Source organism: Streptomyces griseiscabiei, from assembly GCF_020010925.1.
Lineage (GTDB): Bacteria > Actinomycetota > Actinomycetes > Streptomycetales > Streptomycetaceae > Streptomyces > Streptomyces griseiscabiei.
This window is the reverse complement of record NZ_JAGJBZ010000002.1, coordinates 1,041,586-1,058,902: the sequence shown is the minus strand read 5'-3', so window position 1 is coordinate 1,058,902 and position 17,317 is coordinate 1,041,586. Positions and strand designations below refer to the sequence as shown.

The 17,317-nt window shown below is 72.0% G+C and carries 13 protein-coding genes and 1 riboswitch; of the genes, 4 read left to right on the top strand and 9 right to left on the bottom strand.

Annotated features, from left to right (window positions below; all coding sequences use genetic code 11):
* Nucleotides 1–129 precede the first annotated feature (129 nt).
* Nucleotides 130–1,167 carry a septation protein SepH gene (gene sepH / locus J8M51_RS22015; RefSeq protein ID WP_086753744.1) on the top strand — a complete coding sequence of 346 codons (1,038 nt, stop codon included), beginning with the start codon at nt 130–132 and terminating at the stop codon, nt 1,165–1,167.
* Nucleotides 1,168–1,362: 195 nt separating this feature from the next.
* On the opposite strand, the gene J8M51_RS22010 is transcribed toward sepH, so the two are convergent.
* Nucleotides 1,363–2,190: a sulfurtransferase gene (locus J8M51_RS22010; RefSeq protein WP_086753701.1), complete on the bottom strand. Its 828-nt coding sequence runs from the start codon at nt 2,188–2,190 to the stop codon at nt 1,363–1,365.
* A 322-nt stretch (nt 2,191–2,512) separates the two neighbouring features.
* Here J8M51_RS22010 and J8M51_RS22005 point away from each other — a divergent pair, with 322 nt between their 5' ends.
* Nucleotides 2,513–3,307: a VOC family protein gene (locus J8M51_RS22005; protein WP_086753703.1), complete on the top strand. Its 795-nt coding sequence runs from the start codon at nt 2,513–2,515 to the stop codon at nt 3,305–3,307.
* A gap of 60 nt (nt 3,308–3,367) precedes the next feature.
* Here the strand turns inward: J8M51_RS22005 and J8M51_RS22000 are convergent, their stop codons facing one another.
* The 4 genes from J8M51_RS22000 to J8M51_RS21985 all read right to left on the bottom strand — a co-directional run bounded on the left by J8M51_RS22000 (nt 3,368) and on the right by J8M51_RS21985 (nt 8,870).
* Nucleotides 3,368–4,015, bottom strand: a complete 648-nt coding sequence (locus J8M51_RS22000) for a thymidine kinase (RefSeq protein WP_086753705.1) — start codon at nt 4,013–4,015, stop codon at nt 3,368–3,370.
* 69 nt (nt 4,016–4,084) lie between these two features.
* Entirely contained in the window at nt 4,085–5,272 is a 1,188-nt protein-coding gene (locus tag J8M51_RS21995) for an alkaline phosphatase family protein (protein WP_086753707.1), read from the bottom strand.
* Entirely contained in the window at nt 5,272–5,859 is a 588-nt protein-coding gene (locus J8M51_RS21990; protein ID WP_086753746.1) for a DUF5998 family protein, read from the bottom strand. Before J8M51_RS21990 ends, J8M51_RS21995 begins: the two co-directional genes overlap by 1 nt.
* 158 nt (nt 5,860–6,017) lie before the next feature.
* Nucleotides 6,018–8,870, bottom strand: coding sequence for a bifunctional acetate--CoA ligase family protein/GNAT family N-acetyltransferase (locus J8M51_RS21985; protein WP_086753709.1), 2,853 nt, complete (start codon nt 8,868–8,870; stop codon nt 6,018–6,020).
* A 201-nt stretch (nt 8,871–9,071) separates the two neighbouring features.
* Here J8M51_RS21985 and J8M51_RS21980 point away from each other — a divergent pair, with 201 nt between their 5' ends.
* Nucleotides 9,072–9,353: an HPr family phosphocarrier protein gene (locus J8M51_RS21980; RefSeq protein ID WP_086753711.1), complete on the top strand. Its 282-nt coding sequence runs from the start codon at nt 9,072–9,074 to the stop codon at nt 9,351–9,353.
* Nucleotides 9,354–9,580: 227 nt separating this feature from the next.
* Here J8M51_RS21980 and J8M51_RS21975 read toward each other — a convergent pair whose 3' ends face one another.
* The 4 genes from J8M51_RS21975 to J8M51_RS21960 all read right to left on the bottom strand — a co-directional run bounded on the left by J8M51_RS21975 (nt 9,581) and on the right by J8M51_RS21960 (nt 14,471).
* Entirely contained in the window at nt 9,581–10,285 is a 705-nt protein-coding gene (locus J8M51_RS21975) for a GntR family transcriptional regulator (RefSeq protein WP_086753713.1), read from the bottom strand.
* Between the two features lie 201 nt (nt 10,286–10,486).
* Nucleotides 10,487–11,275 (bottom strand): M23 family metallopeptidase, encoded by a 789-nt coding sequence (locus J8M51_RS21970; protein ID WP_086753715.1) that lies wholly within the window; start codon nt 11,273–11,275, stop codon nt 10,487–10,489.
* Nucleotides 11,276–11,287: 12 nt separating this feature from the next.
* A riboswitch (cyclic di-AMP (ydaO/yuaA leader) is annotated at nt 11,288–11,461 on the bottom strand.
* A 248-nt stretch (nt 11,462–11,709) separates the two neighbouring features.
* On the bottom strand, nt 11,710–13,098 hold the full coding sequence (locus J8M51_RS21965) for a M16 family metallopeptidase (protein WP_086753717.1): 1,389 nt from the start codon (nt 13,096–13,098) through the stop codon (nt 11,710–11,712).
* The gene (locus J8M51_RS21960; RefSeq protein WP_179202940.1) at nt 13,095–14,471 is read right to left on the bottom strand and encodes a M16 family metallopeptidase; all 1,377 of its coding nucleotides are present in this window, start codon (nt 14,469–14,471) and stop codon (nt 13,095–13,097) included. The genes J8M51_RS21965 and J8M51_RS21960 overlap by 4 nt, the downstream gene beginning before the upstream one ends.
* A gap of 382 nt (nt 14,472–14,853) precedes the next feature.
* On the opposite strand from J8M51_RS21960, the gene J8M51_RS21955 reads away from it, so the two are divergent.
* Entirely contained in the window at nt 14,854–17,310 is a 2,457-nt protein-coding gene (locus J8M51_RS21955) for a DNA gyrase/topoisomerase IV subunit A (RefSeq protein WP_086753719.1), read from the top strand.
* The last annotated feature ends 7 nt before the right edge of the window (nt 17,311–17,317 follow it).

Genomic DNA, 17,317 nt, shown 5'->3' with positions numbered 1-17,317 from the left:
CCTCGGGCTCACGCCCGACACGCCGGGCAACTCGGCAAGGTTGTGGCAGGCTGCACCCGGGCAGGCCACACTCGACTAGCGGAAGCAGCGACGCACGTGACGTCGGCAGGCACCACCCGGGAGGTCCCCATGCCCGAACTGCGTGTCGTGGCCGTCTCCAATGACGGCACACGGCTGGTGCTGAAGGCTGCCGATTCCACGGAGTACACGCTTCCGATCGACGAACGGCTGCGTGCCGCCGTGCGCGGCGACCGTCCCCGTCTCGGTCAGATCGAGATCGAGGTGGAGAGCCATCTCCGTCCCCGTGACATCCAGGCGCGGATACGCGCGGGTGCCACGGCCGAGGAGGTCGCGCAGCTCGCCGGCATCCCCGTCGACCGGGTCCGCCGGTTCGAGGGCCCCGTCCTGGCCGAGCGCGCCTTCATGGCCGAGCGGGCCCGCAAGACCTCGGTCCGCCGCCCCGGCGAGAACGCCGCGGGGCCCCAGCTCGGCGAGGCCGTCCAGGAGCGGCTGCTGCTGCGCGGCGCCGAGAAGGACACCGTCCAGTGGGACTCGTGGCGCCGCGACGACGGCACCTGGGAAGTCCTGTTGGTCTACTGCGTCGCGGGCGAACCGCACTCGGCGAGCTGGACGTACGACCCGCCCCGGCGGCTCGTCCAGGCCGTCGACGACGAGGCGCGCTCGCTGATCGGCGAGTCGGACGACCTCGGGACGCCCGAGCCCAGCTTCCCGTTCGTGCCGAGGATCGCGCGGCTGCCCCGTGACCGCCCCCTGGACCGCCAGGCGGAACGTCCCGCCCTGCCCTCGCCGCCCCCCGAGTCCGACGAGGAGCTGGTGAGCGAGCGCGACTCGCTGACGAGCATCCTGGAGGCCGTGCCCAGCTACCGGGGCGACCTGGTGGTGCCCGAACTGCCGTCCGCCGAACCGCAGGAGGAGTCCGCCTCCGTCGAGGAGGTGGCGGAGGAGGAGTCCGCGGCCCCCGCGGCGTCGGCCGGCTCCGCCTACGCGGACATCCTCATGCCGCGGTCGGTCAACGGCCACCGCGACCGGCTCATCGGTGCCACCGACCGTCAGGCCGAGGCCGACGGCGTCCGGCCGGGCCGGCGTGCGGCGGTGCCCAGCTGGGACGAGATCGTGTTCGGTACGAGACGCAAGAAGCAGGAGTAGCGGGCCCACAGCGGTGGGGAGTTGGCAGGTCGCTTCTCAAGCAGATCCGTTTCTCTCGGGTTCGTTTCTGTCGAGTTCGTTTCTGTCGAGTTCGTTTCTGTTGGTCGCGGGATCGTTGCAGGATCGGTCATTCATACGTGTGTGGGGCCCGCGTCGTTCAGACGCGGGCCCCACGGCGTGCCCGTCAGCGCCGGGTCACAAGGGGTCGGGCCCGGTGGCGACCGGGCGGCTGCCGTCCCGGGACCACTCCGACCACGAGCCCACATACAGGGCCGCCGGAATGCCCGCGACGGCCAGCGCCAGCACCTGGTGGGCACCGGAGACCCCGGAGCCGCAGTAGACGCCGACCTCGGACCCGGCGGTCGCGCCGAGTCCCTTGAAGCGGTCGGCGAGTTCGGCGGCGGTCCGGAAGCGGCCGGATCCGGCCACGTTCTCCGTGGTCGGCGCCGACACCGCGCCCGGGATGTGGCCGCCGACCGGGTCGATGGGCTCCACATCGCCCCGGTAGCGTTCGGCGGCCCGTGCGTCCAGCAGGAGCCCGCCGCGGGCCAGCGCGGCGGCGCCGTCCGCGTCGAGCAGCGGGAGCGCGCCGGGGGCGGGCTCGAAGGTGCCGGGCGCGGGCTCGGGGACCTCGGCCGTCAACGGGCCCTCCCAGGCGGCCAGACCGCCGTCCAGGACCCGGACCGAGGGGTGGCCCGCCCAGCGGAGCAGCCACCACGCGCGCGCCGCCGCCCAGTTGAGGCCGCCGTCGTACACGACGACGGGGCGGTCGGCCGAGACCCCGGCCGCCCTCATCGCCGTACCGAAGGCGTCGGTGTCGGGCAGCGGGTGGCGGCCGGCGGAGCCCGCCGGGCCGGCGAGTTCGGCGTCCAGGTCGACGAAGACCGCTCCCGGGATGTGCGCCTTCTCGTACTCGGGGCGCAGGTTCGGGCCGCCCAACTGCCAGCGGACGTCCAGGAGGACCGGCGGGCGGGCTCCCGTCAGCTCGTCGACGAGGTCGGGGGCCGAGATGATGGCGTTCATGGCCCCATCCTCGCGCACGGGGTGGCCGCCTCGCCCGGGTCGGGCTACTCTGCCCGCCGGGCGGTGCCGATCACCGGGCGTACGGGCTCGGGCACATGCCGTACAACCGATGGACACCGCACGGCAGTGACACGGCAAGCGACGGGTACCGGCGAGCCGGGCATCCTCGCGTACGTACGCGTCGCGCGGCGGTGCGGCGCGGGCCTGTGGCACTACGGGTGGTGCGAGCATCGGCACGGGGCGTGATCGCGCGTGGACGCGGTACACGTGTACGGAGGGCGGACGGACACGGCCACCGCGAGGGGCCGAGGAGAGAGTGACGATGACCGAGGCACGGGGGTCGACCGGCCGGCATGCTGGGGCGTATCCACCGGGCACACCCTGCTGGGTGAGCCTGATGGTGCACGGGATGGCCACGACCCAGGACTTCTACGGGGCACTGTTCGGCTGGGAGTTCCAGCCCGGCCCCCAGCAGCTCGGCCCGTACGCGCGGGCACTGCTCGACGGGCGTCAGGTGGCGGGCATCGGCCAGCTGCCGCCCGACCGCCATCTCCCGATCGCCTGGACGCCGTACTTCGCCTCGGCCGACGCGGATCGGACGGCGGAGACGGTACGGCACTGCGGCGGCACCGTCGGTGTGGGGCCGCTGGACGCCGGTGAGGCGGGCCGGCTGGCGATCGCCTCGGACCCCGCGGGCGCCGTCTTCGGCATCTGGCAGGCGGCCGAGCACCTGGGCGCGGACATCACCGGTGTCCCCGGCACCCCGGCGTGGGACGAACTCCTCACCGTGGACAGCTCGCTGGTCGCCAAGTTCTACGAGACGACCTTCGGTTACGAGGAGGAGCCGGTCGTCTCGGACGACCTCGACTACGTCACCCTCCGCATCGAGGGCCGTCCCGTCGCCGGTATCCACGGTGTGGGCGACGCCCTCCCCCGCGACCGCGGCCCGCACTGGCTGACCTACTTCGAGGTGACCGACCCCGACGAGGCCGCCAACCGTGTCATCGAGCTGGGCGGGCACGTCCTGAAACCCACCCATGACACCCCGCACGGCCCCGTGGCATCGCTCGCCGACCCGGAGGGGGCGAAGTTCGCGGTGGTGCGCACGGAACACTGATCCGTGCGCGGGGGCGTTCACACGGTCGGGTGATTCCGCGCGCGGCCCCGGGTGTTCCGCTCAGACCGTCTCGACCGGCAGGACGTCCGGGGAGAGGGCGCTCGCGCGTGCCGTGGCGGCTGTCAGACGGCGACGGTGGTGACGGCGGCAGAGGACCTCGTAGCCGATGTCGTCCGGTTGGTTGACGTCGCCGACGACGACCTGGGCGCCCTCGACGACCATCTGGCCGCCTATGGTCCGGGCGTTGTGCGTGGCGCGGGCGCCGCACCAGCACAGGGCCTCGACCTGGAGGACCTCCACGCGGTCGGCCAGCTCGACGAGGCGCTGGGAGCCGGGGAAGAGCTTGGAGCGGAAGTCGGTCGTGATCCCGAAGGCGTAGACGTCGAGGCTGAGGTCGTCCACGACGCGGGCGAGCTGGTCGATCTGCTCGGGGGCGAGGAACTGGGCCTCGTCGGCGATCACATAGTCCGCGCGGCGGCCCCGGGAGAGGTGGTCGACGAGGTACGCGTACAGGTCCTGGCCGTCCTCGACCTCCACGGCGTCGGTCACCAGGCCCAGCCGCGAGGACAGCTTGCCCTCGCCCGCGCGGTCGTCACGCGTGAAGATCATGCCCTGGAGGCCGCGTGCCGAACGGTTGTGCTCTATCTGGAGGGCCAGCGTCGACTTCCCGCAGTCCATGGTTCCGGAGAAGAACACCAGCTCGGGCATGGTGGGTTGAGCACCTTTCGGTGAGGAGGGCGAGGGGGCGGCGGGGCGGACGGCAGGGCCGGCGGAGCCTCAGGAGCGTACTTCGAGCAGCGGGACCAGCTGTTCCACGGGGGTCATCGAGCCGTGGTTGCCGACCATCGCCGACTCCTTGGGCTCCCGCTCGGAGGCGATGATCAGGACGTCGTCGCGGGCGGCCGCGATCACGTCGCCGAGGCGGGCGTACACCCGCTCGTCGATGTGCGGGCCGAACCAGCCCGCCTCGATCGCCTCGTCGCGGGAGGCGATCCAGAACTGCTCGCCGAGGACCTCGCGCCAGCAGGTCAGGACGTCCGACCGGGCGCCCGGTACGGCGTACACATGGCGGGCGCGGCCCTCGCCGCCCAGCAGGGCGACCCCGGCGCGCAGCTCCCAGTCCTCGTCGAAGTCGATGCGGTGCTGTTCGTCGAACGGGATGTCGATCATGCCGTGGTCGGCGGTCACGTACAGCGCGGTGCGCGGCGGGAGTTGCTCGGCGAGGCGCTGGACCAGCCGGTCGACGTGCATGAGCTGGCCGCGCCAGGCGTCCGAGTCGACACCGAAGCGGTGTCCGGCGCCGTCCAGCTCGGAGTAGTACGTGTAGATCAACGCGCGGTCGCCGGCCGCCAGTTGCTCGGCGGCCACATCCATGCGGTCCTCGCCGGAGAGCCTGCCGTGGAACGTGCCGCCGCTCAGCGCGATCTGGGTGAGGGGGGTGTTCTGGAAGGCGGGGGCGGTGACCTGGGCGGTGTGCACACCCGCCTGGTCGGCCAGCTGGAAGATCGTGGGGTACGGCTGCCACACGCGCGGGGACGTCCACGGCTGCCAGCGGAGCTGGTTCATCAGCTCCGCCGTCTCCGGGTTGCGGACCGTGTAGCCGGGCAGGCCGTGCGCGCCCGGGGGCAGGCCGGTGCCCACGGAGGCGAGGGAGGTGGCGGTGGTGGCGGGGTAGCCCGCGGTGATGGGGCGGCCGGTGCCGCCGCGCGAGGACGCCAGCAGCGCGGTCATGTACGGCGCCTCGTCCGGATGCGCCCTCAGCTGCTCCCAGCCGAGGCCGTCGACCAGGAACACACAGGCCCGGTCGGCCGCCGTCAGTTCCGGTATCGCGGCGGCCGTACCGGGAACGCCCATGCCGGCCGCGAGGGTGGGCAGCAGGTCGGCGAGCGAGCCGGTCCCGTACTCCGGGACGGGGGCGGAGCCGACGGCGAGGGGTTCCGGGTGGTCCCAGGTGGGCAGCGCCATCAGCGGGCGGTGTCCGCGGTCGCCTCGGAGAGCGACTGGGCGAAGGCGAGGGCCTGGCGCACGGTCTCCGGGCCGTCCCCGGCCTCGCTGACCCGCAGGCTGAGGTCGTCCGCCGTCGAGCTGCCCGTGTATCCGTGGTCCGCCTCGCAGTTGGGGTCGCCGCAGGCGGCGGGCTCCAGGTCGATGCGGGAGACGGCTCCCCAGCCGATGGTCAGGACGACCTCGCGGGGCAGGGTGCCCGGGGCGTACGACTCCGGGTTGGCGACGACACGGCTGAGCACGACCGACGAGATCCGGCCGATCTTGACCGACTCGGTCGAGGTCGTGGCGTACGGCGTCGGCGAGGTCGTGTCCGCGGCCTGCTCGTCGGTGTGGCTGACGATGAAGCGGTTGCCCGTGAGCACGAGGACGGTCACATGCCGCCGTACCTCGTTCGCGTCGAACGTCGTCTCCTGATGGACCAGGTACGACTTGATGGCCTCGCCGCCGACAGCGGCCTCCACCGCCTCGGCCACGAGGGCCGGGTAGTAGCCGCTGCGCTCGATCGCCGCACGCAGCCCCTGGGTCGTCGTACTGGTCTTGGCCATGACGTCCATCCTACGGTGGCGCACCGACTGCGAGGGACCGCTCTGCCGTCTCCGTTCTGTCGTGGACGGTTCAACGCGCGGGCCCGTGCGCCGCCCGTGCGGGGTGCGTGCGCCGTCTCCGGCGGGCCGGGAGCGGGACCCCCGGTACACCACGTGCCTCAGTAGACGGGGAGCGTCCGCGGGCCGAGGTCGTCCCGGGCGGGCGGGCGCGCGAGCCGGACGGTGGCGCCGAGGACGCTCAGGCCGTGCTGAGCGACGACGACGGGCTCCAGGGAGACCGCCACGACCTCGGGATGGTCGTCGACCAGCCGGGAGACCCGCAGCAGCAGCTCCTCCAGCGCCCCCGTGTCGACGGGGGCGGAGCCGCGCCAGCCGAAGAGGAGCGGTGCCGTCCGGATCGATCGGACCAGCGAGGCCACGTCCCGCTCGGTGGCCGGGATCAGGCGGTGCGCCATGTCCCCGAGCAACTGCGACGCGGGCCCGGCGAGCCCGAAGGAGAGCACCGCTCCGGCCGCCGGGTCCACCACGGTCCGGACGATCGTGTCGACCCCGCGCGGCGCCATGCCCTGGACGACCGGACGCAGCTCCTCCGGCCCGCCGAACAGCTCGGTCAACTCCGTGTACGCCCGCCGCAGTTGCTCCTCGTCCGCCAGGTCGAGCCGTACGCCGCCGAGGTCCGCGCGGTGCCGCAGGTGCGGGGCGGTCGTCTTGAGCGCGACGGGATAGCCGATGGCCCGTGCCGCGTCCGCCGCCTCGTCGGGCGTGGGCGCGGGCCGCGCCTGGCGCGGCCGGATGCCGTACCGCCCGAGCAGCGCGCCCGTCTCCTCGGCCCCGAGCGTGAGTCCCTCTCCCCTGGCGAGCAGCGCGTCGATCTGCTCGGCCGCCCCCTTCTCGTCGATGTCCTCGAACTCGGGGACGCGTCCCGGCTCCGCCGCCTCGCGCCGCCACTGGGCGTAGTGCACGGCTTCGGAGAGGGCGCGGACGGCCCGCTCGGCGGCGGGGTAGGCAGGGATGAGGTGGGAGTCGGAGGGGGGCGCAGGTGTGACGTCCGCTCCCGCGCCGTCCTCGGTGGGCGGTCGTTCCGCGGGGTCGGGCCGACGGGCGTCGCCCGCGGCCCTGGGCGCCTCGCCGCTCGTCTGAGGCGCCGTGCTGGCCGCGGCCGACAGCGCCTCCGCCAGCCCGCCCAGCTCGACGTGCACCACGAGCACCGGCTTCGAGGGGTTCGCCGCGGCGGCCGAGCGCAGGGCCTCCGCCAGGGCCGCGTCTCCCGGTGACCTCTCCCCCAGTGCCGGTATCGCCGTCACCACCACCGCGTCGCACGAGTCGTCGGCGAGCGCCCGCGACAGCGCCGCGTGGAAGTCCCGCGCCGAGGCCCCGGTCGTCAGGTCCCGCGGCGGCAGCGGGCGCAGCCCCTCGGAGAGGCACGCGTCGTACGTCAGCATCCCGAGCGACTCGGAGTTCCCCAGGATCGCCACGCGAGGGCCCGCGGGCAGCGGCTGGCGGGCCAGCAGCAGCCCCGCGTCGACCAGTTCGGTGATCGTGTCGACCCGGATCACCCCGGCCTGGCGCAGCAGCGCGGACACGGTGGTGTGGGGCAGCTGGGTGGCGCGCACGGCATGCCCCAGGGGCGCGGAACCGTGACGCGCCCCCTGCACCACCACGAGCGGCTTGACCGCCGCCGTGCGCCGGGCGAGGCGGGTGAACTTGCGCGGGTTGCCGATGGACTCCAGGTACATGAGGACGACATCGGTGTCCGGGTCCTCGTACCAGTACTGCAGGACGTCGTTCCCGGACACGTCCGCGCGGTTGCCCGACGACACGAAGGTGGAGACGCCCGTGACGCCGGTGACCCCTCCCCCGCGCCGGTGCAGCCGGGACAGCAGGGCGATCCCGATGGCGCCGGACTGGGCGAAGAGGCCGATGCGCCCGGAGCGCGGTGTCTCGGGGGCGAGCGAGGCGTTGAGCCGTACGCCGGGAGCGGTGTTGATGATGCCGAAGGCGTTCGGACCGATGATGCGCATGCCGTAGCTGCGCGCCTGGCGCACCAGCTCGCGCTGGCGCGCGCGCCCGTCGGGGCCGCTCTCGGCGTATCCGGCGGACACGACCACGAGCCCCTGCACGCCGTGTTCCCCGCACTCGGCGACGACCTCGGGGACGTAGGCCGCCGGGACGGCGACGACCGCGAGGTCGACGGGGCCCTCGATGTCGGTGACGGACCGGTGCGCCGGCACCCCGTCGAGTTCCTTGTCGTCCTCCCCGAGCGCCTTGTTCACCGCGTACAGCCGCCCGGTGAAGCCGGCGTCCCGGAGGTTGGCGAGCAGGCTGCGGCCCACTCCGCCCGGTGTGCGCCCGGCGCCGACGACGGCGACCGAGCCGGGGGCGAGCAGTCGCTGGACCGATCTGGCCTCGGCCCGCTGCTCCCGGGCGCGCTGCACGGCGAGGGAGCGGTCGGTGGGCTCCAGGCCGAACTCCAGGCGGACGACGCCGTCCTCGAAGCTGCGCTTCTGCTGGTACCCGGCGTCGGTGAACACCTTGATCATCTTGCTGTTGGCGGGCAGCACCTCGGCGGCGAAGCGTCTGATGCCGCGTTCGCGGGCGACGGCGGCGATGTGTTCGAGGAGCGCGGAGGCGACGCCGCGCCCCTGGTGGGCGTCCTGGACGAGGAAGGCGACCTCGGCCTCGTCGGCGGGGGCGGAGGCGGCCATCCCGTCGGCGCCGATGCGGTCGTAGCGTACGGTGGCGATGAACTCGCCGCCGACCGTGGCGGCGAGCCCCACCCGGTCCACGAAGTCGTGGTGCGTGAAGCGGTGGACGTCCTTGGCGGACAGGCGAGGGTACGGCGCGAAGAAGCGGTAGTACTTCGACTCGTCCGAGACCTGCTCGTAGAAGCTGACAAGACGCTCGGCGTCATCGACGGTGATGGGCCTGATGCGTGCGGTGCCGCCGTCGCGCAGCACCACGTCGGCCTCCCAGTGAGCGGGGTACTCGTGCCGGTCCGGCGAGGTCTGCATGGGCCCCAGAGTACGGCTCGCGTACGTATGCGGCGCGGGGCAGTCTGGGGAGGCACAACAGAAGCACGACACAAGCGCGACAGCCGGTTCGCGGTCAGGCCGTGGGCCCGTTCCGGTACGTCGCCCCATATGGGAAACTGGTCTAGACAACCTGGTCTAGACCTCTCTTGATACCCGAGACATCCGAAGGGCAGCATCAACATGGCTGAGCGCCGCGTCAACGTCGGCTGGGCCGAGGGCCTCCACGCCCGCCCCGCATCCATCTTCGTCCGGGCCACCACGGCCTCCGGTATCCCCGTGACGATCTCCAAGGCCGACGGCAACCCCGTCAACGCCGCCTCCATGCTGGCGGTCCTGGGCCTCGGCGCCCAGGGCGGCGAGGAGATCGTGCTCGCCTCCGACGCCGAGGGCGCGGACATCGCGCTCGACCGCCTGGCGAAGCTCGTCGCCGAGGGGCTCGAAGAGCTCCCCGAGACGGTCTGAACGTCCGGGTGACCGTGACGGGTGACCGTGACGGAAAGGGCTGAAAAGCCTCCCGCGCGCATCATCCGCACACACACCGAAGGGCTCGTCCGATTTATCGGGCGGGCCCTTCGCCTATTCATCCCGAATCCGCTTCGCATCCGCCACGAATCCGCTCTTATTCCGTTCTGCGGGCAGCAGGAAAAATGCCCCACGGAATTCATACGTCTTTGTATACGGCTCCCGTGTTAATGCCGCAGGCTCTGCATGTTTACGGGGTGTTGCGAAGTCCTCACACGGTCGGGGCGCTCCGCCCCGGCGGCCCCGCCCGGAAACCGGAGCCGGTGCGCGGCGGTGGCGCGCTCGGTGTGCAGGGAGGTGATGGTCCGGGCCCGGTCGCTGTCGCCGCGCGCGACGGCGTCCACGATGCCGCCGTGCTCCGCCCAGGACTCCACGGGGTCGGCGGGCGCCTCGACCGCGTACATCCAGGCGATCTTGTGCCGCAGCTGGGCGAGTGTGGAGGTCAGGGCGGGGCTGCCGGACGCCTGTGCGAGCGTTTCATGGAACCAGCCGCCCAGGGAGCGCAGATCGTCGCTGGTGCCCCTCCTGGCCCGCTCCTGGCCCAGTCTGACCAGGCCGCGCAACACCTTGAGGTGCGCCTCCGTACGCCGCTGGGCGGCGCGGGCGGCGCCCAGCGGCTCCAGCAGCATGCGCATCTCCAGCAGGTCCGCGGCCTCCTGCTCGGTCGGCTCGGCGACGCACGCGCCCGCGTGCCGGCGGGTCACCACGAACCCCTCGGCCTCCAGGGTGCGCAGCGCCTCGCGCACGGGGACCCGGCTGACGCCGTACCGGCGGGCGAGCAGTTCCTCGGTGAGACGGCTGCCGCGCTCGTAGACACCCGCGACGATGTCATCACGGATCGCCGTGCATACCGAGTGCGCCGGAATACGCATGACCGACCTCCGCCTTAATCCCCGTGAAACGTCGATGATTGACGTGTCTTCCAGCGACTCTATTGCAGTGAGCCGGAATTTCCGATGGCGCACCGGAATCCAGGGATATTTTTTGGACAGGAGGTGCGTCACAAGAGGTTCGCACAACGAGGAAAGCCCCGGCTCGATGAGCCGGGGCCTCCTGGGAAGCGGTTGGGTCCGTCAGACGTTGACGCCGTGCGAGCGCAGATACGCGGCGGGGTCGATGTCCGAGCCGTACTCGGCCGTGGTCCGGGCCTCGAAGTGCAGATGCGGGCCCGTGACGTTGCCGGTGGCCCCGGAGAGGCCGATCTGCTGGCCCGGGGTGACCCGCTGGCCGACGGAGACGCCGATGGACGACAGGTGGCCGTACTGGGTGTACGTGCCGTCGTCCATCTTGACCACGATGTTGTTGCCGTACGCGCCGCCCCAGCCCGCCTCGACGACGGTGCCGGAGCCGACCGCGAGGACGGCCGTGCCGGACGCGGCGTGGAAGTCGACACCGGTGTGGCTGCCGGAGGACCAGACGGCGCCACCGGTCTTGTAGCCGGTGGAGATGTAGGAGCCGCTGATGGGGGCGACGTAGGTGTTGAGGCGCTCGCGCTCGGCCGCGCGGGCGGCACGGGCCTTGATCTCCTCGCGCTCCTTGGCGGCGGCACGTTCCTGCTCGGCCTTCTCGGCGGCGGCCTTGCGGGCCGCCTCCTGCGCCTGCTTCTTGACCGCGGCGACCTCGGCGGCCTGCTCCTGGGCGGCGGCCTGCGCGTCCACCTGGTCGGCGACCGTGTCGCCGAGGGTGATGATCTGGTTCAGGCCGGTCTGCTCGACGGCGGGCTCCTCCGCGGCGAGCGCGGGGCCGGCCAGGGTGCCGAAGACACCGGTGGTGGTGAGAGCGGCGACGCCCACGTTCCTCGTGGTCGTGCGCTGCACACGGCCGGGACGGCGGTGCTTGCCGGGGGCGCGGGTGAACGCCATGAAGTGGCTGGTCCTTTCCTTCCCTCTCGCCTACCGGGTTAGCTGACGGGTTCGGAGCAGGAAGGTCTCCTACGGCTGCCCCCCGTTTCGCGTCGCTCGCGAAGGGCACCCGATTCACCCCAGGGACTTCGGTGGGTCCCCGGCTCCCCTGGCTCGCGCCATACGGGGACTCGGCGATGACTGTCCGGTGCCGCGGCTGCGGCGAACATCTGACGAACAGCCGGACCGACGCTAAGTGGGCCGTCTTCGAAATAACAAACGGATCACAGGATTTGTTAACTACGCCACAGGTCAGACACACCGCCTCCGCCATCAATACGGACAAACGTGGGCCCTGGTGACTCTTCAGTCACCAGGGCCTCACATGTGCGTGTCTTTCCGCCCGATATCTACTCGGCTTCCACTCGGCCTCTACTCGGCCTCCGCCTGTGCTTCTACTCGGCCGGTACGACGGTGACTTCGCCGATCCCGAGGGCCCTGACCGGCTCCTCGATCTGCGCGGCGTCGCCGACCAGGACGGTCACCAGACGGTCCACCGGGAAGGCGCTCACGGCGGCCGCGGTGGCCTCCACGGTGCCGGTGGCGGCGAGTTGGCGGTACAGCGTCGACTGGTAGTCGTCCGGCAGGTACTGCTCGACCTGGTCGGCCAGCGTGCTCGCCACGGCCGCGGCCGTCTCGAACTTGAGGGGGGCGACCCCGACCAGGTTCTGTACGGCGACGTCGCGTTCGGCGTCCGTCAGGCCCCCGGCGGCCAGGGTGCGCAGGACCGTCCACAGGTCGTCGAGCGCCGGACCGGTGTTCGGGGTGTCCACGGAGCCGCTGATGGCGAGCATCGCGACACCGGAGCCGTCGGGCGCGGAGCGCAGCACCTGGCCGAACGCGCGCACCCCGTAGGTGTATCCCTTCTCCTCGCGCAGGACGCGGTCCAGCCGGGAGGTGAGGGTGCCGCCGAGGCAGTAGGTGCCGAGCACCTGCGCCGGCCACACCCGGTCGTGGCGGTCCGCGCCCACCCGGCCGATGAGCAACTGGGTCTGCACGGAGCCGGGACGGTCCACGATGATCACGCGCCCGGTGTCGTCGGCGCTCACCGCAGGCACGGTGCTCGGCTTGGCCGGGGAGCCGGTCCAGGCGCCCAGGGTGTCGCCGAGCAGCGCGTCGAGGTCGACGTCGGTGAGGTCGCCGACGATCACCGCGGTGGCCGTCGCGGGGCGTACATGCCGCTCGTAGAAGGCGCGTACGGCCGCGGAGTCGATGCCCTCGACGGTCTCCTCGGTGCCCTGGCGGGGCCGGGACATCCGGGAGGTGGCCGGGAACAGTCGGCGGGACAGCTCCTTGGCGGCCCGGCGGCCCGGGCTGGCCGTCTCGTGCGGGATCTCGTCGAGCCGGTTGGCCACCAGCCGCTCGATCTCGCTGTCCTCGAAGGCGGGGGCCCGCAGCGCGTCCGCGAGCAGCCCGAGGGCCTTCTCCAGCCGCGACACGGGCACTTCGAGGGACAGGCGTACGCCGGGGTGGTCGGCGTGCGAGTCGAGGGTGGCGCCGCAGCGCTCCAGCTCGGCGGCGAACTCCTCGGCCGTGTGCTTGTCGGTGCCCTCGGAGAACGCCCTGGTCATGATGGTGGCAACGCCGTCGAGGCCGGCCGGCTCGGCGTCCAGGGGAGCGTCGAGGACGACCTCGACGGCGACGACCTGCTGGCCGGGGCGGTGGCAGCGCAGCACCGTCAGGCCGTTGTCCAGGGTGCCGCGCTCGGGCGCCGGGAAGGCCCAGGGGCGGGCGTCGCCGGCCTGGGGCTGCGGGTGGAAGTCCATGGTCGCGAGCTCGGTCACTTCGCCGACTCCTCGGTCTCGTCGGTGGTTTCGGCGGCCTCCGCCGCGGTGGCGTCCTCTTCGGCGTCCCCGTCGCCGGCGACGGGCTCGTACACGAGCACCGCGCGGTTGTCGGGCCGCAGGCGTGCCTTGGCGATCTCCTGGACCTCGGCGGCGGTCACCTCCAGGACGCGGTCGACGGCGGTGAGGGCGAGCTTCGGGTCGCCGAACAGGACCGCGAACCGGCACAGTTCGTCGGCGCGGCCCGCGACCGTGCCGAGGCGGTCCAGCCACTCGCGCTCCAACTGGGCCTGGGCGCGCTCCATCTCCTCCGCCGTGGGCCCCTCGGCGGCGAACCGGGCCAACTCCTCGTCCACGGCGGCCTCGATGACGGGGACCTCGACGTCACCGGAGGTCTTCACGTCCATCCAGGCCATGGACGGCGCCTTGGCCAGCCGCAGCAGGCCGAACCCGGCCGTCACGGCCGTGCGGTCGCGGCGGACGAGCCGGTTGTACAGGCGGGACGACTCGCCGCCGCCGAGGATCGTGAGCGCCAGGTCGGCCGCGTCGCACGCGCGCGTGCCGTCCTCCGGCAGCCGGTAGGCGGCCATCAACGCGCGCGCGGGGACGTTCTCCTCGACGACCTCGCGCAGCTGCTCGCCCATGATGTCGGGCAGGGCGCCGTCGCGCGGCACGGGCTTGCCGTCGTACGAGGGGATGGAGCCGAAGTACTTCTCGACCCAGGCGAGGGTCTGCTCCGGGTCGATGTCGCCGACGATCGACAGGACGGCGTTGTTGGGCGCGTAGTACGTCCTGAAGAACTGCTGGGCGTCCTCCAGGCTGGCCGCCTCCAGGTCGTCCATCGAGCCGATCGGCGTGTGCCGGTAGGGGTGGCCCTCCGGGTAGGCCAGACGGAAGATCTTCTCGAAGGCGGTGCCGTAGGGCACGTTGTCGTACCGCTGGCGGCGCTCGTTCTTGACGACGGCCCGCTGGTTGTCCAGGTTCTTCTGGTCGAGCGCGAGCAGCAGGCTGCCCATGCGGTCGGCCTCCAGCCACAGCGCCAGCTCCAGCTGGTGGGTGGGCATGGTCTCGAAGTAGTTGGTGCGCTCCCAGCTGGTGGTGCCGTTCAGCGAACCGCCCGCGCCCTGGACCAGTTCGAAGTGGCCGTTGTCCTTGACCTGGCCCGACCCCTGGAACATCAGGTGCTCGAAGAGGTGGGCGAGACCCGTACGGCCCTCGACCTCGTGGCGCGAACCGACGTCGTACCAGAGGCACACCGCGGCGACCGGGGTCAGGTGGTCCTCGGAGAGCACCACGCGCAGGCCGTTGTCCAGGCGGTGCTCCCTCACTGTCAGGCCTTCGGAGCCGGCCTCGGCTGTGGCCGTGTGACCCATGGGCGGTACGTCCCTTCGATCGCTGTGCTGTGGTCGCGGAATCCGTGGTCCGTCCCTCGTGGAATCGCCATGGAAACCGCTGTTTTCCTGCCGGTCCTGCCACTGTATGCAAGCGCGCGGACGCCCGGAGAAGTTCCCGGGGCTCGTACGCCGAGAGCGAGACGGGGGTTGCCGCCGACGGTCTCTGGTTAAAGTCGGCGCACACGGTTGACGCGGCGGCCCGCGAGGGCGTGCCCGGCGGTCGGCGCCGGGTCGTGTCGGGGTTGTCAGTGCGGCAGTCCACAATGGTGCGCGTCAGATCCCGTTCACGTCTCGCCGAGAGTGAACCGGAGACGTGAGCGCCCCCGTAGGTGAGCGACCAGAAAAAGAGGAGCCGGCAGCGATGGCCCGCCGCAGCACGAAGACCCCGCCGCCCGACGACGCGTTCGAGGAGCGGATCCTCGACATCGACGTCGTCGACGAGATGCAGGGCTCCTTCCTGGAGTACGCGTACTCGGTCATCTACTCCCGAGCCCTGCCGGACGCCCGTGACGGACTCAAGCCGGTGCACCGCCGCATCGTCTACCAGATGAACGAGATGGGCCTGCGCCCCGACCGCGGCTATGTGAAGTGCGCCCGTGTCGTCGGCGAGGTCATGGGCAAGCTCCACCCGCACGGCGACTCCTCGATCTACGACGCCCTGGTGCGCCTCGCCCAGCCCTTCTCCATGCGGGTCCCCCTGATCGACGGCCACGGCAACTTCGGCTCGCTGGGCAACGACGACCCGCCTGCGGCCATGCGGTACACCGAGGCCCGGATGGCCGACGCGACGAGCCTGATGACGGAGTCGATCGAAGAGAACACGGTCGACTTCACGCCCAACTACGACGGCCAGGAGCAGGAGCCGGTCGCGCTGCCCGCCGCCTTCCCGAACCTGCTGGTCAACGGCGCGTCCGGGATCGCCGTCGGTATGGCCACCAACATGCCGCCGCACAACCTGGGCGAGGTCATCGCGGCCGCCCGCCACCTGATCCGGTATCCGGCCGCCGACCTGGACACGCTGATGAAGCACGTCCCGGGCCCCGACCTGCCGACCGGCGGCCGGATCGTCGGGCTCGCCGGCGTCAGGGACGCCTACGCGACGGGCCGCGGCACCTTCAAGATCCGCGCCACGGTGGCGGTGGAGACCGTGACGGCCCGCCGCAAGGGGCTCGTCGTCACCGAACTGCCGTTCACCGTCGGCCCGGAGAAGGTGATCGCCAAGATCAAGGACCTGGTCGGTTCGAAGAAGCTGCAGGGCATCGCCGACGTCAAGGACCTCACCGACCGCGCGCACGGCCTGCGCCTGGTCATCGAGATCAAGAACGGCTTCGTGCCGGAGGCGGTCCTGGAGCAGCTCTACAAGCTGACGCCGATGGAGGAGTCCTTCGGCATCAACAACGTGGCCCTGGTGGACGGCCAGCCCCTCACCCTGGGTCTCAAGGAGCTCCTGGAGGTCTACCTCGACCACCGCTTCGAGGTCGTCCGCCGCCGCTCGGAGTTCCGCCGCGGCAAGAGGCGCGACCGGCTTCACCTGGTCGAGGGTCTGCTCACCGCGCTGGTGGACATCGACGAGGTCATCCGGCTGATCCGCTCCAGCGACAACTCCGCGCAGGCCAAGGAGCGCCTGATGGAGCGCTTCTCCCTGTCGGACATCCAGACGCAGTACATCCTCGACACCCCGCTGCGCCGTCTGACCCGTTTCGACCGTATCGAGCTGGAGTCCGAGAAGGACCGGCTGAGCGCCGAGATCGCCGAGCTGACCCGGATCCTGGAGTCGGACGCGGAGCTGCGCAAGCTGGTCTCCGGCGAACTGGCCGCGGTGGCCAAGAAGTTCGGCACCGAGCGCCGTACGGTCCTGCTGGAGTCCTCGGGCACCCAGGTGGCCACGGTCCCGCTGCAGGTCGCGGACGACCCCTGCCGGGTGCTGCTGTCGTCGACGGGTCTGCTGGCCCGTACGGCCAACGGCGAGCCCTTCGCGGCGGACGAGGACGGCAAGCGCGCCAAGCACGACGTCATCGTCTCGGCGGTCCCGGCGACGGCCCGGGGCGAGGTGGGCGCGGTGACCTCCACCGGCCGGCTGCTGCGCCTGAACGTGGTCGATCTGCCGCAGCTGCCGGACACGTCGGCGGCGCCCAATCTGTCGGGCGGCGCGCCGCTCGCGGAGTTCCTCTCCCTCCAGGACGGCGAGACGGTCATCTGTCTGATGACGCTCGACGAGTCCTCGCCGGGGCTCGCGATCGGCACCGAGCAGGGTGTCGTCAAGCGTGTGGTCCCCGACTACCCCACCAACAAGGAGGAGTTGGAGGTCATCACGCTCAGGGAGGGCGACCGGATCGTCGGCGCCGTCGAGCTGCGCACCGGGGAGGAGGACCTGGTCTTCATCACGGACGACGCCCAGCTGCTGCGCTACCAGGCCGCCCAGGTCCGCCCGCAGGGCCGCCCGGCCGGCGGTATGGCCGGCATCAAGCTCACCGAGGGCGCGAAGGTCATCTCGTTCACGGCGATCGACCCGGCCGCGGACGCGGTGGTGTTCACCGTCGCCGGCTCCCGCGGCACCCTGGACGACTCGGTGCAGACCACGGCCAAGCTCACGCCGTTCGACCAGTACCCCCGCAAGGGGCGCGCCACGGGCGGGGTGCGCTGCCAGCGGTTCCTGAAGGGCGAGGACTGCCTCTCCATCGCCTGGGCGGGCCCCGTCCCGGCCCGCGCCGCGCAGAAGAACGGCACCCCGGCCGACCTCCCGGAGATGGACCCGCGCCGCGACGGCTCGGGCGTGTCCCTGGCCAAGACGGTGGCGTCGGTGGCGGGGCCGGTGTGAGGCCGGG